Origin of the sequence: Streptomyces sp. MspMP-M5 (assembly GCF_000373585.1) — a bacterium.
GTDB lineage: Bacteria > Actinomycetota > Actinomycetes > Streptomycetales > Streptomycetaceae > Streptomyces.
This window is the reverse complement of sequence record NZ_KB891893.1, coordinates 60,246-83,100: the sequence shown is the minus strand read 5'-3', so window position 1 is coordinate 83,100 and position 22,855 is coordinate 60,246. Positions and strand designations below refer to the sequence as shown.

General features: G+C 74.7%; 18 protein-coding genes and 1 pseudogene. 15 read left to right on the top strand and 4 right to left on the bottom strand.

From position 1 onward, the window contains the following. Window positions 1-38: 38 nt before the first annotated feature. Window positions 39-830, bottom strand: coding sequence for a PspA/IM30 family protein (locus tag B073_RS0118775; protein ID WP_018539626.1), 792 nt, complete (start codon window positions 828-830; stop codon window positions 39-41). A gap of 310 nt (window positions 831-1,140) precedes the next feature. On the opposite strand from B073_RS0118775, the gene B073_RS0118765 reads away from it, so the two are divergent. Beyond that, window positions 1,141-1,737, top strand: a complete 597-nt coding sequence (locus B073_RS0118765) for a DUF3043 domain-containing protein (protein ID WP_018539624.1) — start codon at window positions 1,141-1,143, stop codon at window positions 1,735-1,737. A 61-nt stretch (window positions 1,738-1,798) separates the two neighbouring features. On the opposite strand, the gene B073_RS0118760 is transcribed toward B073_RS0118765, so the two are convergent. Next, on the bottom strand, window positions 1,799-2,011 hold the full coding sequence (locus B073_RS0118760; RefSeq protein ID WP_018539623.1) for a hypothetical protein: 213 nt from the start codon (window positions 2,009-2,011) through the stop codon (window positions 1,799-1,801). 221 nt (window positions 2,012-2,232) lie between these two features. On the opposite strand from B073_RS0118760, the gene B073_RS0118755 reads away from it, so the two are divergent. The 12 genes and pseudogenes from B073_RS0118755 (at window position 2,233) to B073_RS0118700 (ending at window position 17,973) form a co-directional block, all read left to right on the top strand. Next, the gene (locus B073_RS0118755; protein WP_018539622.1) at window positions 2,233-3,462 is read left to right on the top strand and encodes a bifunctional adenosylcobinamide kinase/adenosylcobinamide-phosphate guanylyltransferase; all 1,230 of its coding nucleotides are present in this window, start codon (window positions 2,233-2,235) and stop codon (window positions 3,460-3,462) included. A 62-nt stretch (window positions 3,463-3,524) separates the two neighbouring features. Next, window positions 3,525-4,184, top strand: a complete 660-nt coding sequence (locus tag B073_RS40380) for a hypothetical protein (RefSeq protein ID WP_018539621.1) — start codon at window positions 3,525-3,527, stop codon at window positions 4,182-4,184. Between the two features lie 91 nt (window positions 4,185-4,275). After that, window positions 4,276-5,322: a nicotinate-nucleotide--dimethylbenzimidazole phosphoribosyltransferase gene (gene cobT, locus B073_RS0118745; protein WP_018539620.1), complete on the top strand. Its 1,047-nt coding sequence runs from the start codon at window positions 4,276-4,278 to the stop codon at window positions 5,320-5,322. 156 nt (window positions 5,323-5,478) lie between these two features. Continuing rightward, window positions 5,479-5,871: pseudogene (locus B073_RS0118740) on the top strand (phosphatidylglycerol lysyltransferase domain-containing protein); the annotation flags it as partial. After that, complete coding sequence (locus B073_RS46500) at window positions 5,868-6,596, top strand: hypothetical protein (protein ID WP_026247517.1); 729 nt, start codon at window positions 5,868-5,870, stop codon at window positions 6,594-6,596. The pseudogene B073_RS0118740 and the gene B073_RS46500, both read left to right, overlap by 4 nt. Before the next feature lie 48 nt (window positions 6,597-6,644). After that, window positions 6,645-7,445 carry an adenosylcobinamide-GDP ribazoletransferase gene (locus B073_RS0118730; protein ID WP_018539618.1) on the top strand — a complete coding sequence of 267 codons (801 nt, stop codon included), beginning with the start codon at window positions 6,645-6,647 and terminating at the stop codon, window positions 7,443-7,445. Between the two features lie 194 nt (window positions 7,446-7,639). Beyond that, complete coding sequence (locus tag B073_RS0118725) at window positions 7,640-9,187, top strand: leucyl aminopeptidase (protein WP_026247516.1); 1,548 nt, start codon at window positions 7,640-7,642, stop codon at window positions 9,185-9,187. 303 nt (window positions 9,188-9,490) lie between these two features. After that, a complete protein-coding gene (gene lpdA, locus B073_RS0118720; protein ID WP_018539616.1) occupies window positions 9,491-10,879 on the top strand; it encodes a dihydrolipoyl dehydrogenase in 1,389 nt (462 codons plus the stop codon). A 54-nt stretch (window positions 10,880-10,933) separates the two neighbouring features. Then, entirely contained in the window at window positions 10,934-12,733 is a 1,800-nt protein-coding gene (sucB, locus tag B073_RS0118715; RefSeq protein WP_018539615.1) for a 2-oxoglutarate dehydrogenase, E2 component, dihydrolipoamide succinyltransferase, read from the top strand. 259 nt (window positions 12,734-12,992) lie between these two features. After that, entirely contained in the window at window positions 12,993-13,616 is a 624-nt protein-coding gene (locus B073_RS0118710) for a GntR family transcriptional regulator (protein WP_018539614.1), read from the top strand. Between the two features lie 366 nt (window positions 13,617-13,982). Then, entirely contained in the window at window positions 13,983-16,673 is a 2,691-nt protein-coding gene (gene aceE, locus B073_RS0118705) for a pyruvate dehydrogenase (acetyl-transferring), homodimeric type (protein WP_018539613.1), read from the top strand. A 202-nt stretch (window positions 16,674-16,875) separates the two neighbouring features. Then, window positions 16,876-17,973, top strand: a complete 1,098-nt coding sequence (locus B073_RS0118700) for a helix-turn-helix transcriptional regulator (protein ID WP_018539612.1) — start codon at window positions 16,876-16,878, stop codon at window positions 17,971-17,973. Here the strand turns inward: B073_RS0118700 and B073_RS0118695 are convergent. Both B073_RS0118695 and B073_RS0118690 read right to left on the bottom strand, forming a co-directional pair. Then, on the bottom strand, window positions 17,922-18,866 hold the full coding sequence (locus B073_RS0118695) for an SDR family oxidoreductase (RefSeq protein ID WP_051094079.1): 945 nt from the start codon (window positions 18,864-18,866) through the stop codon (window positions 17,922-17,924). The two genes, B073_RS0118700 and B073_RS0118695, sit on opposite strands and share 52 nt — an antisense overlap. Window positions 18,867-19,163: 297 nt before the next feature. Beyond that, complete coding sequence (locus tag B073_RS0118690) at window positions 19,164-21,059, bottom strand: hypothetical protein (RefSeq protein WP_018539610.1); 1,896 nt, start codon at window positions 21,057-21,059, stop codon at window positions 19,164-19,166. 246 nt (window positions 21,060-21,305) lie between these two features. Between B073_RS0118690 and B073_RS0118685 the strand changes: the two genes are divergently transcribed. Beyond that, window positions 21,306-21,824, top strand: coding sequence for a DUF4240 domain-containing protein (locus B073_RS0118685; protein ID WP_018539609.1), 519 nt, complete (start codon window positions 21,306-21,308; stop codon window positions 21,822-21,824). Window positions 21,825-21,899: 75 nt separating this feature from the next. Further along, a complete protein-coding gene (locus B073_RS0118680; RefSeq protein ID WP_018539608.1) occupies window positions 21,900-22,793 on the top strand; it encodes a TIGR01777 family oxidoreductase in 894 nt (297 codons plus the stop codon). Window positions 22,794-22,855: the final 62 nt, after the last annotated feature.

Sequence of the window (22,855 nt, the reverse complement as noted above, 5' to 3'; positions counted from 1 at the left end):
GCGCCGGACCACCCTCGCGGGCGGCCCGCCGCCGTCGGTCACTGCTTGTCGAGACGCGGGTGCTGCTGCGGCTGCTGCGGCGCCTGCTGGGCGGCGCCGCCCTGGCCGCTCTCCAGGGCCTGCTGCTGGGCGGACGGGCCGCCCGCCAGCTCGGCCTTCATCCGCTGCAGTTCCAGCTCGACGTCGCTGCCGCCGGAGAGCCGGTCCAGCTCGGCCGTGATGTCGTCCTTGGCCATGCCGGACGGGTCGTCCAGCGCGCCGGAGGCCATCAGCTCGTCGATGGCGCCGGCCCGGGCCTGCAGCTGCGCGGTGCGGTCCTCGGCCCGCTGGATGGCCAGGCCGACGTCGCCCATCTCCTCGGAGATGCCGGAGAACGCCTCGCCGATCCGGGTCTGCGCCTGGGCGGCCGTGTACGTGGCCTTGATCGTCTCCTTCTTCGTACGGAAGGCGTCGACCTTGGCCTGGAGCCGCTGCGCCGCGAGCGTCAGCTTCTCCTCCTCGCCCTGGAGCGTCTGGTGCTGCGTCTCCAGGTCGGTGACCTGCTGCTGCAGCGCGCTGCGCCGGGTCAGGGCCTCGCGGGCCAGGTCCTCGCGACCGAGCGCCAGCGCCTTGCGGCCCTGGTCCTCCAGCTTGGCGGACTGGCCCTGGAGCTGGTTGAGCTGAAGCTCCAGGCGCTTGCGGGAGGTCGCCACGTCGGCGACGCCGCGGCGTACCTTCTGCAGCAGTTCGAGCTGCTTCTGGTACGAGTAGTCAAGGGTCTCGCGCGGGTCTTCGGCCCGGTCAAGGGCCTTGTTGGCCTTCGCGCGGAAGATCATCCCCATCCGCTTCATGACACCATCGCTCATGGGCCTCGCGCGCCCCCTTCTGACCGACTTGCATCGGGCTTAGGCTCCAGCACATCTACAGACCCCACAGTACGGGCCCTGGTTCCATTACCGCACTGTTCGGGCCCGGATGCGCTCCTCCTCCAGGACGATCAGGCCGTCCGGCTTCTCCAGCCCAGGGAGTAGGGCGCCCCCGAGGCACCACCGCACCGCCCGGTCTGTCCGCTTACGCCCCCGCGGGAAGGCCGGTGCCGTTGTCGGATCGTTCCCCGTCGGCCTGTGGCTCATTCGCGGCGAGCACGTACTCTTGGGTGTTGTGTTCCGAAGCCGTTCGAAGGATGAGCAGGCCGCGACCGCCAAGGTGACCGCGTCCCAGCCCCAGCAGCCCCGCGACCCGCAGGCCCCCAAGGGCCGCCCGACGCCCAAGCGCAGCGAAGCCCAGTCGCAGCGCCGCACGCGTGCGCACTCGCCGACCAACCGCAAGGACGCCATGAAGGCGCAGCGGGAGGCCCGGCGTGCCGACCTGGCCCGCCAGCGCGAGGCGCTGGCCAACGGCGACGAGCGCTATCTGCCGGTGCGCGACAAGGGCCCGGTGCGCCGCTTCGCCCGGGACTACGTCGACTCCCGGTGGTGCGCGGCGGAGTTCTTCCTGCCGGTGGCCGTGATCATCCTGGTGCTGACCATGATCCGGGTGCCGCAGATCCAGTCCCTCGCGCTGCTGCTGTGGCTGGTGATCATCGTGCTGATCGTGCTGGACTCGGCGCTGATCTGGTTCCGGCTGGGCAAGGTGCTCCAGGAGCGCTTCCCCAAGGAGAACCTCAAGGGCGTCCGCGCCTACGCGGTGATGCGCACGCTCCAGATGCGCCGGCTGCGGCTGCCCAAGCCGCAGGTCAAGCGGGGTCAGCGCCCCTGATCCCGGGCGGCTCGGGACGACGGGGGCCGGCCGGGCCGGCCCCCGTCGCTGCTGCTTGTGCTCATTCCTCGTCGGCGTGCAGGCTCATCGGCCCGGCGTAGATCTCCGTACCGTCCTCGAACAGCCGGACCTGGTCGACGCCGCCGTCCAGGAGGTTGCGCCACTGCTCCCCGATCCAGGACTCGGCGTCCCCCTGGGTCGTGAAATCCTCCGGTTCCACGGTGGGCACCGCCTCCGAACCGTCCGCCTTCTCGAACCGCCACGTCCACGCCATGTGCGCCTCCTGGAGTCCCACCGGGTCCGCCGGGTCCGCCGATCCCACCGCGCGCGCCGGATGCCGCGCGCCGCGCCGTGCCTGCCGATCGTGCTTCCCCGCTTGATCGGAAGCCTAACGGCCGTGTCGAGGGGCGCACCGCGTGCTCTACGGGGCCGGGCGGCGATGTCCGCGAGCGCCCCGCCGCGCTGGCGCGGGCCGGACGCGAGAGACTTACCCGGGTGGACCTGACTCTCCTCGGCACCGGCGCCCCGCTGGGGCTGCCGCGTCCCGACTGCCCGTGTGCCGCCTGCGCGACCGCCGTCGGCGACGAGGCGCGGGCGGCGACCGCCCTGCTCGTCGACGGCGCGCTGCTGCTCGACCTGACCCCGGGCCCGGCCTTCGCAGCGGCCCGCGCGGGCCGGTCACTGGCCGGTGTGCGGCAGGTCCTGCTCTCCCATCCGCACGACGGGCCGGCCCTGGAGGTGCCGGCCGGGCTGCCGCAGCCGGGCCGGGTGGCCGACGGGCGGGAGCTGGCGCTGCTGGACGGGCACCGGGTGCGGGCCGTGGCGGTGGATGTACCCGGCACCGGCTACGAGGTCACCGGCGGCGACGGGGAGCGGCTGCTGTACCTGCCGCCGGGCGCGGCGCCGGCCGGGCTCGACGAGGGCGGGAACGGCCCGTCCGGGGCGCCCCCGGCGCCGTACGACCTGGTGCTGCTGGACGTGCTGGCGCGGCCGGAGGCGCTGGCCCGGCTGCGGGCGAGCGGCGCGGTGGACGCGGCGACCGACGTGGTCGCGGTGCACCTGGACCACACCGTGCCGCCGGGGCCCGAACTCCACCGGCGGCTGGCGGCGCTGGGCGCCCGCGCGGTGGCGGACGGCAGCACGCTGGTGGTCGGCGAGTACCACGCGGTGCCCGATCTGCCGCGCCGGACGCTGGTGCTGGGTGGGGCGCGCAGCGGCAAGTCGGTGGAGGCCGAGCGGCGGCTGCTGGCGTTCCCCGAGGTGGTGTACGTGGCCACCGGCGGCACCCGGGAGGGCGACGAGGACTGGGCGCAGCGGGTGGCGCTGCACCGCGAGCGGCGCCCGGCGGGCTGGCGGACCGTCGAGACCTGCGAGCTGGTGCCGCTGCTGGCGGAGCCGGCGACCGCGCCGCCGCTGCTCGTCGACTGCCTGGCACTGTGGCTGACGCACGCCATGGACGAGGCCGGGGCGTGGGACGACGCGGCGTGGCAGGCGGGCGGCCGGCGGGCGCTGCGGGAGCGCTGCGAGGCGCTGGTGGCGGCCGTGCGGGAGACCCGGCGGCGGGTGGTGGCGGTGAGCAACGAGGTCGGTTCGGGGGTGGTCCCGGCGACCCCGGCGGGCCGGCGCTTCCGGGACGAACTCGGGCGGCTGAACGCCGCGTTCGGCGCCGAGTGCGAGCAGCTGCTGCTGGTGGTCGCGGGCCAGGCGCTTGCGCTGCGCGGCTGACAGCGGCCCGGCGCGGCCCGTGTCCGCTTGCCCGGGGGGACGCCGGCGGGTCCGCTGGGACCGTGACCGAACTTTCCCGGCCTTGCGGGTGCACCTCCCCCTTCCGGCACTCCCGTCCGCGGCACGGCGGCTGCGGACGTCCCGGGCGGGGCGGCGCGGGCGGGCCCGGTGAGCTGAGCGCCCCCGCCGAGGCGGCCGTCCGCGGCTATCTGGCGCGCCGCCCCGATGCCACCGTGGTGGTCCTCGGCGAGGGCCTGGGGACCGGCTTCCGGCGGCTGGACAACGGGCGGCTGACCTGGCTTTCGGTGCTGCCGGACGGGGACGCGGCGGCCCGCCGGATGCTGCTGCCGGACGTCCCCCGGCGGCGCACCGTCGGCCGCCCGGCCTCCGGTGCCGGCTGGCCGGCCCTGGTGGGCGCGGTGGAGCGCGGGGTGGTCGTGGCGGTGCCGGAGGTGCCCGCGGGGCTGCCGGCGGGCGCGGTACGGGAGTTGCTCGCGGTGTGCGCGGGGCGGTTCCCCGGTGGGGCGCTGGTCCTGGACGCGCTGCCCTGGCGGGCGGCGGTGGCCGTGTTCCTGACGGCCCGTCGCCACCGGGCCGTCGCCGCGGTGCGCGCCCGGCCCCTGGCGCCCCGCCGGCCGTCCGGCCCGTCCCGGCCGGGGCGGCGGTGGCTGCCGTGGACGGCGGTGTGCGAGGTGCGGTTCACCGCCGGGAGCGCGGCCTGACGGGCCGTCGGCAGAGCAGGGGCGCGCCCGGTTGCGGCGCTGTCCCCGGCGCGCGCCCCGCCGTCGCGCCGTTGCCGGTAATCTGCGCCCAATGAGCGCCCTGAACCTCGATGACTTCGCCCAACTGATCGAGCGCCCCGACGGCGATCTGCGCCGCGCCGCCGAGGAGCGGCGGGCCCGGACGGCCGTGCCGCCCGGCGCGCTGGGGCGGCTGGACGACCTCGGCGGCTGGCTCGCCGCCGTCCAGCAGCAGGTGCCGGTGCGGCCCGTCGAGCGGCCGCGGGCGCTGCTGTTCGCGGGCGACCACGGCGTGGCGCGGCTGGGCGTCTCGGCCCGGCCGGCCGGCGGCACCCGCGACCTGGTGCGGGCCGTCCTGGACGGGGCGAGCCCGGCCGCGGTGCTGGCCCGCTCCGCCGGGGTGCCGGTGCGGGTGGTCGACATGGCGGTGGACTGCGACCCGGCGGAGCTGCCGGCGGAGGTCACCCGGCACCGTGTGCGCCGCGGCTCGGGGCGGATCGACGTCGAGGACGCGCTGACCGCCGAGGAGGCCGAAGCGGCGTTCCGGGCCGGGGTGGCGATCGCCGACGAGGAGGCGGACGCCGGCACCGACCTGGTCGTGCTGGGCGATCTGAGCGTGGGCGGCACCACCGCGGCGGGCACCCTGATCGCCGCGCTGTGCGGGACGGACGCCTCGGTCGTCACCGGGCGCGGCGGCCGGCCGATCGACGACCTGGCCTGGATGCGCAAGTGCGCGGCGATCCGGGACGCACTGCGCCGGGCCCGGCCGGTCCTCGGCGACCAGCTGGAGCTGCTGGCGACCGTCGGCGGCGCCGACCTGACCGCGGCCACCGGCTTCCTGCTGCAGTCCGCGGTCCGCCGCACCCCGGTGATCCTGGACGGGGTGGTGTCCGCGGCCTGTGCGCTGGTGGCGCAGCGGGTGGCGTTCCGGGCACCGGACTGGTGGGTGGCCGGGCAGGCGAGCGGCGAACCGGCGCAGGCCAAGGCGCTGGACCGGATCGCACTCAACCCGCTGCTCGACCACGGCGTCACAGCGGGCGAGGGGACCGGGGCACTGCTGGCACTGCCGCTGGTACGGGCGGCGGCCGCACTGGCCGCGGAGCTTCCGGTGCACGACTGACACCGACCGGGCGCACCCGCGCACCGCCCGTCCGCGACGGCACCAGGCCGGCCCGGCGACGGCTCCCCGTAGGATCGCTTTTTGCACGTTTTATCGGGAGACATCGCTTTGAGTCCGGAGGAAGACCTCCACCGCGGCCGGCGGGCGCGTCGCGGCCCCGCGGACGGCCGCCGCGTGATACGCGAACGCACCGACGCCGAGGGCGAGTTGCGGGCCCTGCCGAGCTTCGTCCCATGGGGCGCCGAGGGGCGGACGCCGGAGCCGGTCCGGCGGGCGGACGAGGCGGGGATCACTCGCCTCTCGCTCAACTTCGCGATCTTCCGCTCCGTCTTCGAACGGGGGTCGCGGCTCGGCGCGGGCCCGGCGCTGCGGTTGCGGCGTTCCCTGCTCGGCCTCTTCTCCCGGTGGTGGCACATCGAATCGCTCGCTCGCGCCCACGCGACATACCGACCCGTCGGGGGCCTCGACGCGGTCCGCGCCGGGGGCTTCCTCGAAGCGCCGGGACTACCGGAGCGGCTGAACCGCAAGCAGCTGGAGAAGGGCAGATGAGGGGCTCCGGCAGAGGGCGGGGGACGCCGTCCGCCCTGTGCGGCGCCGCGCGCGCCGAGTGGGGCCGGCTGCTGTGGACGGTGTGGCCCGCGCTGGCCGCCCGCCGGCTCCGGGCGATCCCGCTGACCCTGACCGCGGTGTGCCTGACGCTCGCCTTCCACTTCGTCCAGAAACAGTCCTGGGGCTACCACGCCGTCCAGGACATCGGCTCGGTCCAGGCGTACGAGCACCTGTGGCTGGCGCTGCTGCGGACCCCGCTGTCGCTGTTCGTACCGGCCCTGGACCTGCCGGTGTGGGGCGCGCTGGCGCAGATCCTGGTGGTCTTCGGGATCGCCGAGATCTGCCTGGGCCGGTGGCAGACGCTGCTGGTCGCCTACGCGGCCACGCTCGCCGGCACGATGTACGCCCGGATCGGCCTGTGGATCGGCCCGGACAGCCCGATCGGGCTGCCGGACTCCGACAAGTTCGTGGTCGACACCGGCCCGTCGGCGGCGGTGGTCGGCCTGGCGGTGGTCGTCTGCTGGCGCTACCGGGCCCGCTTCACCTGCGCCGCGGTGGTCGTGGCGATGGTCGTCGAGGTGGTGTTCATCAAGAACAACCTGGCGGGCAAGGAGCATGTCGCGGCGGTGCTGGTGGTGCTGGCGCTGTGCATGGTGTGGGACTGGTGGCGGCCGCTCAAGCCGTACGACGCCCAGTACACCCGGGGCCGCGACCACCCCTGGTGAGCTGCCCGGCCGGGCGGGCCGGTCCGCCGCCCCGGGTACCCTGCCGCGGTGACCGACACCGCCCCCTCCCCCGCCTCGCCCCTCGACGGGCTCCGCTTCGCGTTCGGCACGCTGACCGTGCTGCCGGTGCGGGTGACCCGCTGGGACCGGACCGCGGCGCGCGGCGGGATGCTGTGCGCGCCGGTGGCCGGGCTGGTGGTCGGCCTGTGCGCGGCGGCGTTCGGCGGGGCGCTGCTGCTGCTCGGCGGCGGCCCGCTGCTGGCCGCGACCGGCAGCGCCGCGGTACCGGCGGTGCTCACCCGCGGCCTGCATCTGGACGGGCTCGCGGACACCGCCGACGGCCTGGGCAGCGGCAAGCCCGCCGAGGAGGCGCTGCGCATCATGAAGCGGTCCGACATCGGGCCGTTCGGCGTCATCACCCTGCTGTTCGCGCTGCTCGCCCAGGTGGCGGCGCTGTCCGGGCTGTACGCGACGGGCTGGCCGGCCGGCGCCGCCGGGGCGGTGGTGGCGGCGGTCACCGCCCGCGGCGCACTGACCCTGGCCTCCCGGGCGGGGGTGCCGGCGGCCCGGCCGGAGGGGCTGGGCGCGGCGGTCGCCGGGACCGTACCGGTGCCGGCCGCGGCGGGCTGCGCGGCGCTGGTGGCGGCCGGCTGCGCGGTGTTCGGCGCGGCGGCCGGCGGCCCGTACGGCGCGCTGCACGCGGCGGCGGCCGCGCTGCTGGGGCTGGCCGGCGGGGAGCTGCTGCTGCGGCACTGCCGGCGGCGGTTCGGCGGGGTGACCGGCGATGTCTTCGGCGCTTTGGCGGAATGCGCCGGACTCACCGCGCTGGTACTGCTCACTCTTGGCTGAACACCACCGGGAGGACGGCGGCAACACCCGTGCCTCGTGGGCGAGTTGCGGGAATTGTCCGGCAGCGGGCGGCGCCCCGTCAGGTTCCGGTGCCGTAACCGGCCGGGCCGGGCGGCGCCACCGAGCGTAGGCTCGGCCGCAGCAGCGCGTACGCGCGAAACGGATTCCCCGGACGGAACAGGACTCTCATCACCGTGACTGCACTGACCCTCAGTACTTCTTCCGCCGCAACGGTGCGTGCGGATGCCGTCGTCGTCGGCGTGGCGAAGGGCGCCAAGGGCGTCGTGGTCGCCCCCGGCGCCGAGGCCGTGGACAAGGCGTTCGGCGGCAAGCTCGCCGCCGTGCTGGAGACCCTCGGCGCGAGTGGTGCCGAGGGCGAGGTGACCAAGCTCCCCGCGGCCGACGGCATCAAGGCACCGGTGGTGCTGGCGGTCGGCCTGGGCGACGCCCCGGCCAAGGGCGAGTCCTACGGCCACGAGGCACTGCGCCGTGCGGCGGGCAGCGCGGCCCGGGCGCTGGCCGGCGCCAAGAAGGCCGCCTTCGCGCTGCCGGTCGACTACGCCGGGGCGGCCGCCGCGGTGGGCGAGGGCGCGCTGCTGGGCGCGTACACCTTCACCGCCTTCCGCGGCGAGAACGGCGGGAACGGCAAGGGCGCCAAGGGCCGCAAGGCGGACGCCAAGTCGGCGCCGCTGGGCGAGGCCGCCGTCCTCGGCGGCAAGCCGCGGGACAAGGAGTTCAGGGCCGCCGCGGAGCGCGCCCAGGTGCTGGCCGCGGAGATCAACCGCGCCCGCGACCTGATCAACACCCCGTCCAACGCGCTGGACCCCAAGCAGTTCGCGGCGCACGCCCAGGCCGCCGCCAAGGAGTTCGGCCTGACCGTCGAGGTGCTGGACGAGAAGGCGCTCAAGAAGGGCGGCTACGGCGGCCTGATGGGCGTCGGCCAGGGCTCACAGGCGCCGCCGCGGCTGGTGCGGATCGCGCACACGCACGCCGACGCGGAGCGGACGCTGGCCCTGGTCGGGAAGGGCATCACCTACGACTCCGGCGGCATCTCGCTGAAGCCGGCCGGCCACAACGAGACCATGAAGTGCGACATGAGCGGCGCCGCCGCGGTGTTCGCCGCGGTCGTGGCCGCCGCCCGGCTGGACCTCCCGGTGAACGTCACCGGCTGGCTGGCGCTCGCCGAGAACATGCCGTCCGGCTCCGCCACCCGCCCCGGCGACGTCCTGACCATGTACAGCGGCAAGACCGTCGAGGTGCTCAACACCGACGCCGAGGGCCGGCTGGTGCTGGCCGACGCGCTGACCCGGGCCTCGGAGGAAGCGCCGGACGCGATCGTGGACGTGGCGACGCTGACCGGCGCGATGGTGCTGGCGCTGGGCCACCGCCACTTCGGGATCATGGCCAACGACGACGCCTTCCGCACCTCGATCCACGAGATCGCCGAGGAGGTCGGCGAGGACTCCTGGCCGATGCCGATGCCCGGCCACCTCCGCAAGGGCATGGACTCCCCGGTCGCCGACCTCGCCAACATGGGCGAGCGGATGGGCGGCGGCCTGGTCGCCGGCCTCTTCCTGAAGGAGTTCGTGGGCGAGGGCATCCCCTGGGCGCACCTGGACATCGCCGGCCCCGCCTTCCACGAGGGCGGTCCCTGGGGCTACACCCCCAAGGGAGGCACCGGCTCCGCCGTCCGCACCCTGGTGCGGCTGGCCGAGCGGACCGCCGAGGGCGACCTGGGCTGATCCGGGCCCGGTCGGAGGTGCGGTACGGCCCCGGGCGGCGCCCGGGGCCGTCGTAGGCTCGCCCACGACGTGTTCGCCCTCGACGAAATCCGCACGTGGGTACGCCCCACCGACCCCGACGGGGCGGCTGATCGGCCGTCCACAGCCCGGCCCCGCGTCCCGCCTTCGTGGAACAAGTGCGAAGATGGGTTCTCGGCAGGACAGGGCCCCCCTTACCAAGGGCCGAGTTAAAGCGGCCGAACAACAGCCGCGGACCGGTCACCGAAGACCGGCTCCGGCGCACCCATGCATGGAGGACGTGACGTGGCGAACGACGCCAGCACCGTTTTCGACCTAGTGATCCTCGGTGGCGGCAGCGGCGGTTACGCCGCCGCCCTGCGCGGGGCGCAGCTGGGTCTCGACGTCGCCCTGATCGAGAAGGGCAAGGTCGGCGGCACCTGCCTGCACAACGGCTGCATCCCCACGAAGGCTCTGCTGCACGCCGGTGAGATCGCGGACCAGGCTCGTGAGAGCGAGCAGTTCGGTGTCAAGGCCACCTTCGAGGGCATCGACATCGACGCGGTCCACAAGTACAAGGACGAGGTCATCTCGGGCCTGTACAAGGGCCTGCAGGGTCTGATCGCCTCGCGCAAGGTGACCTACATCGAGGGCGAGGGCCGGCTGTCCTCGCCGACCTCCGTCGCGGTCAACGGCCAGCAGGTCCAGGGCCGCCACGTCCTGCTCGCGACCGGCTCCGTGCCGAAGTCGCTGCCGGGCCTGGAGATCGACGGCAACCGCATCATCTCCTCGGACCACGCGCTCACGCTCGACCGCGTCCCGAAGTCCGCGATCATCCTGGGCGGCGGCGTGATCGGCGTCGAGTTCGCCTCGGCGTGGAAGTCCTTCGGCACCGACGTCACCGTCATCGAGGGCCTCAAGCACCTCGTGCCGGTCGAGGACGAGAACAGCTCCAAGCTGCTGGAGCGGGCCTTCCGCAAGCGGGGCATCAAGTTCAACCTCGGCACCTTCTTCGACAAGGCCGAGTACACCGCCGACGGCGTCAAGGTCACCCTGGCCGACGGCAAGACCTTCGAGGCCGAGGTGCTGCTGGTCGCCATCGGCCGCGGCCCGGTCTCCGCCGGTCTGGGCTACGAGGAGCAGGGCGTCGCGATGGACCGCGGCTACGTCCTCGTCGACGAGTACATGCAGACCAACGTGCCGACCATCTCGGCCGTCGGCGACCTCGTCCCCACCCTCCAGCTCGCGCACGTCGGCTTCGCCGAGGGCATGCTGGTGGCGGAGCGACTGGCCGGCCAGAAGGTCGTCCCGATCGACTACGACGGCGTCCCGCGCGTCACGTACTGCCACCCCGAGGTCGCGTCGGTGGGCATCACCGAGGCCAAGGCCAAGGAGCTGTACGGCGCGGACAAGGTCGTGGCGCTGAAGTACAACCTTGCGGGCAACGGCAAGAGCAAGATCCTCAAGACCGCGGGCGAGATCAAGCTCGTCCAGGTCAAGGACGGTGCCGTGGTCGGCGTCCACATGGTCGGTGACCGTATGGGCGAGCAGGTCGGCGAGGCCCAGCTGGTCTACAACTGGGAGGCCCTGCCGGCCGAGGTTGCGCAGCTCATCCACGCGCACCCCACGCAGAACGAGGCGCTCGGCGAGGCCCACCTGGCCCTGGCCGGCAAGCCCCTCCACTCCCACGACTGACCACCAGTCCCGGGCGCGACCACATCCGTACTTGCGATAGGAGCAACTGAAACCATGGCGGTTTCCGTAACCCTGCCGGCGCTCGGCGAGAGCGTCACCGAGGGCACCGTCACCCGCTGGCTTAAGGCCGAGGGCGAGCGCATCGAGGCCGACGAGCCGCTGCTGGAGGTGTCGACCGACAAGGTCGACACCGAGATCCCGGCCCCGGCCTCCGGCGTACTGGCCTCCATCAAGGTGGCCGAGGACGAGACCGTGGAGGTCGGCGCCGAGCTGGCCATCATCGACGACGGCAGCGGTGCCCCCGCCGCCGCCCCGGCTCCGGCCGCCGCCGAGGCCCCGGCCCCGGCCGCACAGCCCGAGCCGGCCCCGGCCCCCGTGGCCGAGGCCCCCGCCGCCGCCCCCGCGGGCGGTGCCGAGGGCACGGACGTGCTCCTCCCCGCGCTCGGCGAGAGCGTCACCGAGGGCACCGTCACCCGCTGGCTGAAGGAGGTCGGCGAGGAGGTCTCCGAGGACGAGCCGCTGCTGGAGGTGTCCACCGACAAGGTCGACACCGAGATCCCGGCCCCGGCCTCCGGCACCCTGCTGGAGATCCTGGTGGGCGAGGACGAGACCGCCGAGGTCGGCGCCAAGCTCGCGGTGATCGGCGCCAAGGGCGCGGCTCCGGCCGCCGCCCCGGCACCGGCTGCCCCGGCTCCGGCCGCCGCTCCGGCTCCGGCTCCGGCCCCCGCGCCGGCACCGGCCCCGGCCGCTCCGGCGCCCACCCCGGCTCCGGCGCCCGCCCCGGCTCCGGCCCCCGCGCCGGCACCGGCCCCGGCCGCTCCGGCGCCCACCCCGGCTCCGGCGCCCGCCCCGGCTCCGGCCCCCGCGCCGGCTCCGGCTCCGGCCGCGCCCGCCGCCGTCACCCCCGCCCCGGCGGCCGGTGAGGCGGACGGCGCCTACGTCACCCCGCTGGTCCGCAAGCTCGCGGCGGAGAACGGCGTCAACCTCGCCACGGTCAAGGGCACCGGTGTCGGTGGCCGGATCCGCAAGCAGGACGTCATCGCCGCCGCCGAGGCCCTCAAGGCCGCCGTGCCGGCCCCGGCCGCCCCGGCTGCCGCGCCGTCCAAGGCCCCGGCCCTGGAGGTCTCGCCGCTGCGCGGTCAGACCGTCAAGATGCCGCGGATGCGCAAGGTCATCGGCGACAACATGATGAAGGCCCTGCACGGCCAGGCGCAGCTGACCTCCGTGGTCGAGGTGGACATCACCGCGATCATGCGGATGCGCAACAAGGCCAAGGACGCCTTCGCGCAGCGTGAGGGCGTCAAGCTCTCCCCGATGCCGTTCTTCGTCAAGGCCGCCGTCCAGGCTCTGAAGGCCCACCCGGTCGTCAACGCCCGGATCAACGAGGACGAGGGCACGATCACCTACTTCGACACCGAGAACGTCGGTATCGCGGTGGACGCGGAGAAGGGCCTGATGACCCCGGTCATCAAGGGTGCGGGCGACCTCAACATCGCCGGCATCGCCCGGAAGACCGCGGAGCTGGCGGGCAAGGTCCGCGCCAACAAGATCACCCCGGACGAGCTGTCCGGCGCGACCTTCACCATCAGCAACACCGGTTCGCGCGGCGCCCTGTTCGACACCGTGATCGTGCCGCCGAACCAGGTCGGCATCCTGGGCATCGGTGCCACCGTCAAGCGCCCGGTGGTCATCAACCACCCGGACCTCGGCGAGACCATCGCCGTCCGCGACATGACCTACCTGGCCCTGTCGTACGACCACCGCCTGGTGGACGGTGCCGACGCGGCCCGCTACCTGACCACGGTCAAGCAGATCCTGGAGGCCGCGGAGTTCGAGACCGAGATCGGTCTGTAGCGGTCACCCAAGCGACCGAGGATCGCAACGAGACCAAGATGGGTCTCTGAGCGGCGGTCGCTCGCGCGGCGACCGAGGATCGCAACGAGACCGAAAGCGGTCTCCGACGCCGACTCCCGCCAGGGAGAAGGCAGTTGTGCCCAGGGGCCGGCCCCGGTTCGTTCCGACGAGCCGGGGCCGGCCCTTCGGCACGTCCGCGTCCCCGATAATGGGCCCGGCACCACGTCTCGCGGCCCGATCCGCTCTGAAGGAGCACCTCATGACCCCGCCCGTCGTCCACTCGCTGCGCGAACAGATCCGCGAGCACATCCTCGAGGGGATCGTCAGCGGCCGCTGGCAGCCGGGCGAGCGGATCGTGGAGCGGCGGATCGCGGTGGAGCTGGAGGTCAGCCAGACGCCGGTGCGGGAGGCGCTGCGGGAGCTGGAGTCGCTCCAGCTCATCGAGTCGGCGCCGAACAAGGGCGTCCGGGTGCGGAACCTCACCGCGGACGACCTCAAGGAGAGCTACCCGGTCCGGGCCGGGCTGGAGCAGGTCGCCGCGGAGCTGGCGGCGGACCGGCTGGCGGAGGACACCGCGGCACTGGAGCGCGAGGTGGCGGCCCTGCGGGAAGCCGACGCGGCGGGTGACGGCGAGGCCCAGGTGCGGCACACGGTGGCCTTCCACCGGGAGATCGTGCGGGCGGCCGGGAACGCCGTGCTGCTGCACACCTGGGAGTCGCTGGGCATCGAGGTCTGGACGACGCTGTCGATCCGCTGGTTCAGTCCCGAGCAGCGCTCGCACGCCCAGGACCACCAGGAGCTGGTGGACGCGTTCCGGCGGCGCGACCCGCGGATCGGCGCGCTCCTCAAGGCACATGTGCTGAGCTGCGCGCCGCGGGTGTAGGCGTACCGGGGACAGGGGCGGCGCCGACGGGCGGCCTCGCGGATGCTTCCGCGGGGCCGCTTCCGCGTGTTCCGGCGTGTTTCGGCATGTGGGGAAAGGCACTCGGGGCCGGCCGCTCCGGGCCTCGGGAGGGCCCGTCGGTTCCGGGGTGTGCCGGGGGCGCTCCGGGGCGTAACGGAGGCGGGCTCCGGAGCTGGCACGCGGTGCCCCGAATTGCGGCACCCCGTGCCGACCTGCGGTTTTTCCTCCGTTCGGCGTTGATCGATCATCGATCAGAGAGTTATCGTCGAGGACTGGGGCGCGACACCCCTGCCTGCCGAATGCCTGCCGAACTCGCATTCCCACCCGTCCGGAAAGGGGCCACCCATGCCCGATCCCGTGCGCCTGCCGTACAGCCAGCTCGACCAGCTCCCGGACCGCGACCCCGAGGAGACGGCCGAGTGGCGCGAGTCGCTGGACGCCGTCACCAAGGCAGCGGGCCCGCATCGCGCCGCGTACCTGATGCGCCGCGCCCTGGAGCACACCGCCCACACCGAGGGCACCGACCTGCCCTCGCTGCTGGAGACGGACTACGTCAACACCATCCCGACCTCCGCCGAGCCGGAGTTCCCCGGTGACGAGGCCCTGGAGGCCCGGATCACCGCCTGGAACCGCTGGAACGCGGCGGCCATGGTGACCCGCGGCTCCAAGCTCGGCCTGGGCGGCCACATCGCGACCTTCGCCTCGGCGGCCTGGCTGTACGAGACCGGCTTCCAGCACTTCTTCCGCGGCAAGGAGGGCGACGGCTCCGGCGACCAGCTCTACATCCAGGGCCACGCCTCCCCCGGCATCTACGCCCGCGCCTTCCTCGAAGGCCGGCTCACCGAGGAGCAGCTGGACCACTTCCGCCAGGAGGCCGGCGGCGAGGGCCTGCCCTCGTACCCGCACCCGCGGCGGCTGCCCTGGCTGTGGGAGTTCCCCACCGTCTCCATGGGCCTCGGCCCGCTCTCCGCGATCTACCAGGCGCGCTTCAACCGCTACCTGGAGCACCGCGGCATCAAGGACACCGCGAACTCGCACGTGTGGGCGTTCCTCGGCGACGGCGAGATGGACGAGCCGGAGTCGACCGCCGCCCTGGCGCTGGCCGGCCGCGAGGGGCTGGACAACCTCACCTTCGTCATCAACTGCAACCTGCAGCGCCTGGACGGCCCGGTCCGCCCCAACTTCAAGATCGTGCAGGAGCTGGAGGCCCAGTTCCGCGCCGCCGGGTGGAACGTCGTCAAGGCCCTGTGGGGCCGGGCCTGGGACGAGGTCTTCGCGCTCGACACCGACGGTGTGCTGCTGCAGCGGCTGCGCGAGACCCCGGACGCGCAGTTCCAGACGTACGCCACCCGCGACGCCGCCTATCTGCGCGAGCACTTCTTCGGTGCGAGCGACGCCCTGAAGGCGCTCGGCGCGCAGCTCTCCGACGCCAAGCTGCTGGAGCTGTTCCAGACCTCCCGCGCCGGCCACGAGCCGCGCAAGGTGTACGCCGCGTACCGGGCCGCCGTCGAGCACAAGGGCGCGCCGACGGTCATCCTGGCGCAGACCGTCAAGGGCTACACCCTCGGCACGGGCTTCGAGTCCCGCAACGCCAACCACCAGATGAAGAAGCTGACGATGGCGGAGTTCCGCACCATGCGGGACCTGCTCGAACTCCCCATCCCGGACAGCGCGTTGGAGGGCGACCTGGTGCCGTACTGGCGCCCGGCCGAGGACTCCCCGGAGATGCGGTACCTGCGCACCCGGCGCGCCGCCCTGGACGGCCCGGCCCCGGCCCGGCAGGTCGTGGCCAAGCCGCTGCCGATGCCCGCCGACAAGAACTTCGACGCGCTGAAGAAGGGCTCCGGCAGCCAGGAGATCGCCACCACCATGGCGTTCGTCCGGCTGATCAAGGACCTGATGCGGGACAAGGAGACCGGCAAGCGCTGGGTCCCGATCGTCCCGGACGAGGCCCGCACCTTCGGCATGGAGTCGCTCTTCCCGACCGCCGGCCTCTACTCCCCCAAGGGCGCGACCTACGACCCGGTCGACCGGGACCAGCTGCTCTGGTACAAGGAGGCCAAGAACGGCCAGATCCTCAACGAGGGCATCACCGAGGCCGGTTCGCTGGCCGACTTCACCGCCGCCGCGACGTCGTACGCGACGCACGGCGAGCCGATGATCCCGTTCTACATCTTCTACTCGATGTTCGGCTGGCAGCGGACCGCCGACCAGTTCTGGGCGCTCGCCGACCAGTTGGGCCGCGGCTTCGTGATCGGCGCCACCGCCGGCCGCACGACGATGACCGGTGAGGGCCTCCAGCACGCCGACGGCCACTCGCACCTGATCGCCTCCACCAACCCGGCGGCGCTCTCGTACGACCCGGCGTTCGCCTACGAGGTGGCGGTGATCGTCAAGGAGGGCCTGCGCCGGATGTACGGCGCGACGGAAGCCCACCCCGCCGGCGAGGACGTCTTCTACTACCTGACGGTCTACAACGAGACCAAGGTGCAGCCGCCGATGCCGGAGGGTGTCGAGGAGGGCATTCTCAAGGGCCTCTACCGCTTCAAGGAGGCCACCGCCATCGAGGGCACCGAGGTCCCGCGGCTCCAGCTGCTGGCCTCCGGCACCGCGATCCACTGGGCCCTGGAGGCGCAGCAACTGCTGGCCGCCGACTGGGGCGTGGCGGCGGACGTGTGGTCCGCGCCGTCCTGGACGGAGCTGCGCCGCGACGCCCTGGAGTGCGACGCGGCCCGCCTGGAGGGCGAGGACCGCATCCCGTACGTCACCCGTGCGCTGGCCGGTGCGCCCGGCCCGGTCGTCGCGGTGAGCGACTGGATGCGGGCGGTCCCGGACCAGATCGCCCCGTGGGTCGAGCAGGACTGGACCTCCATCGGGACGGACGGCTTCGGCCTGTCCGACACCCGTGAGGCGGCCCGCCGGCACTTCGGTGTCGACCCGCAGTCGGTGGTCGTCCAGGCGCTGGCGGCCCTGGCCCGGCGCGGGGACGTCAAGCCGGAGGCGGTCAAGGAGGCCCGCGAGCGCTACGGGCTCTGAGCCCGGGCCGCACGGGGCCCTCAAGGCGGCGCGGGCCCGGCCGACACCGGGTGCCGCCCGCCCACGATCTCCCGTGCGAAGACCACCTTCCGCGCCCGGGGTCTTCGCACGGGATCCCTTTCCGTCCCGCCGGCCCTGCGTTCCGCGTTCCGCGGACCGTGGCCGGCGGGGCGTTGTCAGTGGTGCGCCGCATGATGGATCCATGCGTGCCGCACGGCTGATCAGAATGGTGCTGCTGCTCCAGTCGCGGCCGTCGATGACGGCCGGCGAGCTGGCGCGGGAGCTGGAGGTCTCGGAGCGCACCGTCGCCCGGGACGTGCTGTCGCTCTCGGAGGCCGGGGTGCCGGTCTACGCGGACCGCGGCCGGTCCGGGGGCTACCGCCTGATAGGCGGCTACCGCACCCGGCTGACGGGCATGGGCCGCAGCGAGGCGGAGGCGCTCTTCCTGTCCGGAGTGCCCTCCGCGCTGCGCGAGATGGGCCTGGCCGACGCCGCGTCCGCGGCCCGGCTGAAGGTCTCCGCCGCGCTGCTGCCGGAGCTGCGGGACGCCGCGTCGGGCGCCGCCCAGCGGTTCCATCTGGACGCGCCGCGCTGGTACCACGATCCGGAGACGCCCGCGCTGCTGCCGGTGATCGCCGACGCGGTGTGGGACGACCGTCGGCTGACGGCCCGTTATCTCCGTGCCGGCCGCGAGGTGGCCCGGGAGCTGGAGCCGTACGGTCTCGTGCTGAAGGCGGGCGTCTGGTATCTGGCGGCCCGGGCGGCCGATTCGCCCGGGGGGCCCGCGGCGGCGCCGGCCGGCTTCCGGGTCTACCGCGTCGACCGGTTCACCGCGGCCGAGCCGCACGTCCCGGCGGCCGCCCCCTGGGGCGGCGGCAAGGGCGGGGACGCGGCGGGCGGCGGGCGCTTCGTCCGCGATCCGGAGTTCGACCTGCCCGCGTTCTGGGCCGAGCGGGCCGAGCAGTTCCGGCGGTCGCTGCTGCGCGAGGAGGTGCTGATCCGGCTCTCCCCGCGCGGAATCCGGCAGCTCCCCCATGTCACCGAGCCGGCCGCCGCCCGCGAGGCGGTGGAGCGGGCGGCGGCCGCGGACGGGCCCGATGCCCACGGATGGCTGCGCATCACCCTCGCCGTGGAGTCCGAGGAGGTCGCCTACGCCCAACTCCTGGGGCTCGGCCCGGAGGTCGAGGTACTGGCGCCCGCCGGGCTGCGGGAGCGGTTCGCGACGGCCGCCCGCCGCGCCGCCGCGCTCTACACCCCGGCGGAAGAGCCCGCCGACCGACCGGAGACGCCCTCGCGGTAGTCCTCCGGGCGCGCGTCCTTGCCGCCCAGCACCACGTCCGCGAAGTAGCCGAAGCAGTCCGGCCGGGTGCCGTCCGCGTCGGTGAAGTCGTACTCCTTGGCCAGTTGGCCGCTGGAGAGCGACCGGCCGGTGAAGCGCGCCTTGTCCGGATCGGCGACCAGGGCCCGTACCGCGCGGCCGATCAGGGCCGGAGACTCGGCGATGGCGAAGTGCGGTTCCCGGGCGATCGCGTCGCGCCAGGTCTCCTCGGTGACGCCGAAGTGGTCCAGCATCTCCTCGGAGCGCAGGAAGCCCGGGGTGAGCGAGACCGCGGTGCCGCCGTACTCGCGCAGTTCACTGGCGAGCCCGAAGGCGATCCGGTGCGGGACGTTCTTGGTGATGTCGAAGCAGAGGCTGTCGCGGTAGGTGCGGTTGAAGTCGGCGGTGCCGTCGGTGACCTCGACGACCAGTCCGCCGGGCCGCCGGATCAGCAGCGGCAACGCGAAGTGCCCGGTGATGACGTGGGTGTCGATGCCGAGCCGGAACATCCGCAGTCCGCCGGCCAGGTCCAGGTCCCACACCTTGGTGTCGAACTGGATCAGCCGGTCGCCGCCCCAGACGCTGTTCACCAGGACGTCCAGCCGCCCCTGTTCCCGGTCGATGCGTTCGACGAGCGCCCTGACCTGCGCCGGCTCCAGATGGTCGGTGGGCACCGCGATCCCGGTACCGCCGGCCGCGTCGACCAGCTCCGCCGTCTGCTCGATGGTCTCCGTGGCCCGGCCGACCTCGCTGACGCGGTCCCGGGTCGTGCGGCCGGTGACGTAGACCACCGCGCCGGCCCGGCCCAGCTCCACCGCCATCGCCCGGCCCGCGCCCCGGGTGGCGCCGGCGACCAGCGCCACCCGCCCGGTCAGATCGCCCTCGGGCGCCCGCCCGCCGGGCGCCGCGGCGACCGTCCGCCCGTCCGCCGCCGCCCGCTGCGCCGTGTTCTCCTGCGCCGTCACGTGTCACTCCTCGCTGCTGCCTGCTGTGCCGTCGTTGCAGAGCGACCCTGACAGCGAAACCCGACACCTCCTGTCGGGTTTTCCACGAACGTTTCCACGGACGATTCCTCGGACGTTCCGGGGGCGATTCCTCGGACGCTTCCCCGGATGCCGCCGACGCCGAACCACCCCCGCCCACACCCACACCCGCGCCCACGCCCCCACCGCCTACGGCCGCAGCGCCCGCAGCCCGCCGCCGTCCCGCAGCCGGCCGGCGACCTGTACCGGGGTGTCGCGGCTGGCCGGGACCGCCAGCGTCGGCGCCGCCGCGCCGGCCCGCACCCCACCGGTCACATCGATCGCGGACACCTCGCCACTGCCCGCCGCGAGCAGGTACCACTTCCCGGACTTGGCCTGCCAGTGGACGTCGCCGAGCACATGCCGGCCGAAGCGGCTGCACACCGCCGTGCCGACGGCCCGGCCGGCCACCCGCCCCGGGTCGGTCGGCCCGGCCGCCGACGTCTGGAACTGCACCATGGCCCGGCCGGGGCCGCGCCAGGTGTCGGCGCGGTTGCACACCCAGGTCGCGGTGCCGCCGCCCTCGGGGAGGACCTGCTGCGCGTAGACCCAGTTGTTGACGGACCGTACGCCGCTGCCGCGCAGCGCCCGCAGGGTGCACGCGGTACGGGCCCAGCTGCGCAGCGCCGGGGCGCCGGTGGCCTCGCCGGGCCCGCCGCCGGCCGCGGGCGGCGGCAGATACGTCAGATGCACCGGCGCCAGGTCGCCGAGGTCGGTCAGCAGGAAGGAGCGGCGGTCGTCGATCCGCGGCGAGGAGCGGAACTCGGCCACCGGCCAGTGCCCGCAGGGGGCGCCGTCCGCGGGCGGGAGCGGGATGCGGTCGGTGACGCCGTCCGGGGCCAGGTGCAGCCCGCTCGGCGGGGCGCCCGGGGCGAGCAGGTCCCGGACCGCGACGCCGGAGACCCAGGGCGCGATCAGATAGCGCATCCAGCCGTTGCCGCGGCCGATCACCAGCGCGCCGGCGGAGGTGAGGTCGGCGTTGTCGACCCGGGCGAAGTGCAGAGTGGGGGTGGCGCCTTCCGGTTCGGCGTACCGCACCAGCCGCTCGCCGTCGTGGAAGACCACCACCATGACGTTGTCGATCAGCCCGGCGTACAGCAGCCGGGGCGGGGCGGCCGGCGGACGGCTGGAGGTGTCCGCCGCCGTGACGATCCGGGTGCCGGGGGGCGGCGCGGCCCACACCCGCAGCGCCCGCGCCAGCAGCTCCCGGTCACCGGCCTGGCGGCCGCGCGGCGGCCAGGCGGTGAAGTCCACCCGGGCGGTCCGGGCCCACTGCTCGTCGGGGGCGCGCAGCAGCCGGCCGGGGTCGAGGGCCTGCTCGGCGACGGGGGCCGCGCCGCCGTCCGCGGGCCGGCCGGCGGGCAGCGCCAGGGCGACCACGCCGGCCACCACCACCGCCGCCAGCGCGGCCGTCGCCCGGACCCGCTGCCGGCGGCGGAGCAGGTCGGTCGGCCGGGCCTGGACGGTGCAGGGGTCGAACTCCCCGGAGTTCAGCAGCGCCCCGGCCCCGGCCCCGGTCCGCCGGTCCAGCTGCGCCGCCGCCCGCTGTGCCGCGTCGGGGTCCGGGACCCCGGCCCGGGCCAGCACGGTGCGGGCCGCGTCCGCGTCCAGCCCCTCCAGCTGCCACAGCCCGAGCGCGGCCCGGACCGCGGCCGGGACCGCCGACAGGGCCTGGTCCAGGGCGAGTTCGTCGGCGCCGCCGGCCCGCGGGAAGAGCCGCAGCCCCCAGACGAACGGCACGGTCGGCAGCAGCACCGCGGGCCGCTGCCGGTCCTCGTAGGCCAGCGCCAGTTCCACGGTGCGCTGGCGGACCAGGTCGTAGCCGGCGCCGGCGTCCGGGCCGCGCTGGGCGGGCAGCGCGCCGGCCGGCCGGCGCGGCAGGCGCCACGGCAGTGCCCGCTGCACCAGGCCGTGCGCGGTGAGGACCTTGCGGTGGCGGCCCATCGACGGGGGCAGGACGAGATAGGCGAGGCGGACCAGCCGCGGGTAGTGCTCGACGAGGGCCGCCTCGGCGCGTTCGACCTCGGCCCGGGTTCGTTCGTCCATGGGCATGGCGGTAAGCGCCCTTCACGAAGTGGGAGTGCGGGGGTGGGGGATGCCGGGTGGGCTGGGTGGGAGGATTGGGACAGATTTGTACTGCCGTCGTGCATGCCGCACAACGAGGGAGTCCCGGCGCGGTCACCGCCGGGTCACCCCTCCCGGCGCCCCGGACCGCCGGCCCGGACGGCGCCCCGGCGTGTCCGGGGCATTCCGCGTGCGGGGCGCGGCGGCAGGGCGGATGCTGGAGCGGTGATGGACGAGACGGACTTCTGGGAGCTGATCGACGACTCCCGCGCGGCCGCCGGGAACGACCCCGAGGAGCAGGCCGACGCACTGGTCGAGCGGCTGCTCGGGCTCGACCCGGACCGCGTCGTCGACTTCGCCCGCCACTTCGAGGAACGCTACAACCGCGCCTACACCTGGGACCTGTGGGCCGCCGCGGCCCTGATGCTGGACGGCGCGAGCGACGACGCCTTCGACTACTTCCGCTGCTGGCTGATCGGCCAGGGCCGGCACGTCTTCGAGGGCGCGCTGGACGATCCGGACCAGCTCGCCCGTCTCGTCGGCGACTTCGACGAGGAGACCGACGGCGACGCCGAGGAGCTGGGCTACGCCGCCGACGAGGCGTACGAGCAGCTGACCGGCGCCGTCATGCCCGACCTGCGGCTGCCGCCGGCCCCGCCGGAACCGCTCGGCGGCTACCTCGACTTCGACGACGACGCGGCCCTGGCCGAGCGCTTCCCCCGGCTGTGGGCCCGCTTCCGCCGCTGAGCCCGCCCGTCCGTCCCGCACGGTCCGTCCCGGCCGGTCCCCTGCGTCGCCCCGGATTGCGGGCAGGATGGCCCCATGCGGATCGCGATCACCGGCTCGACCGGACTCATCGGCACGGCCCTCGTCCGGAACCTGCGCGCGGACGGCCACGACGTCGTCCGGCTCGTGCGCCGACGGCCGGCGGCGGCCGACGAGGTGGCCTGGGACCCCGCGGGGCGGCGGCTGGACCCGGCCGCGCTGGCCGGCTGCGCGGCGGTGGTGCACCTCGCCGGGGCGGGCGTCGCCGACCACCGCTGGACGGCCGCGTACAAACAGGAACTCCGCGACAGCCGGGTGCTGGGCACCCGGACGCTGGCCACCGCGCTGGCCGCGATGGACGAGCCGCCGCGGGTCCTCGTCAGCGGCAGCGCCATCGGCTTCTACGGCGACACCGGCGACCGGCGCACGGACGAGCGCGCGCCGGCCGGTACGGGCTTCCTGCCGGAGCTGTGCGTGGCCTGGGAGGAGGCGGCGGCGCCCGCCCAGGAGGCCGGCATCCGGACCGTCTTCGCCCGGACCGGCCTGGTCGTGGCGCGCTCCGGCGGGGCCTGGGGGCGGCTCTTCCCGCTGTTCCGGATGGGGTTGGGCGGCCGGCTCGGGGACGGCGGCCAGTACTGGAGCTTCATCTCCCTGCGGGACCACCTCGCGGCGCTCCGCCATCTGCTGGTCACCGAGGGGCTGTCCGGGCCGGTCAACCTCACCGCGCCGGAGCCGGTCACCAACCGCGAGGCGACGGCGGTGATGGGCCGGGTGCTGCGCCGCCCCACGCTGTGCACGGTGCCGGCGCCGGTGCTGCGGCTCGTCCTCGGGGAGTTCGCACAGGACGTGCTGGGCAGTCAACGGATCGTGCCGCGGCGGCTGCTGGAGTCCGGTTTCGCCTTCACGGACCCGCGGATCGGCGACGCGGTGCGCGCCGCTCTGGCGTCGTAGGACGACCCCCGGGCCCCGCGGGCCGGGAAGTGGCGCGGGGGCCGCTCCGACGCGCCCCCGGG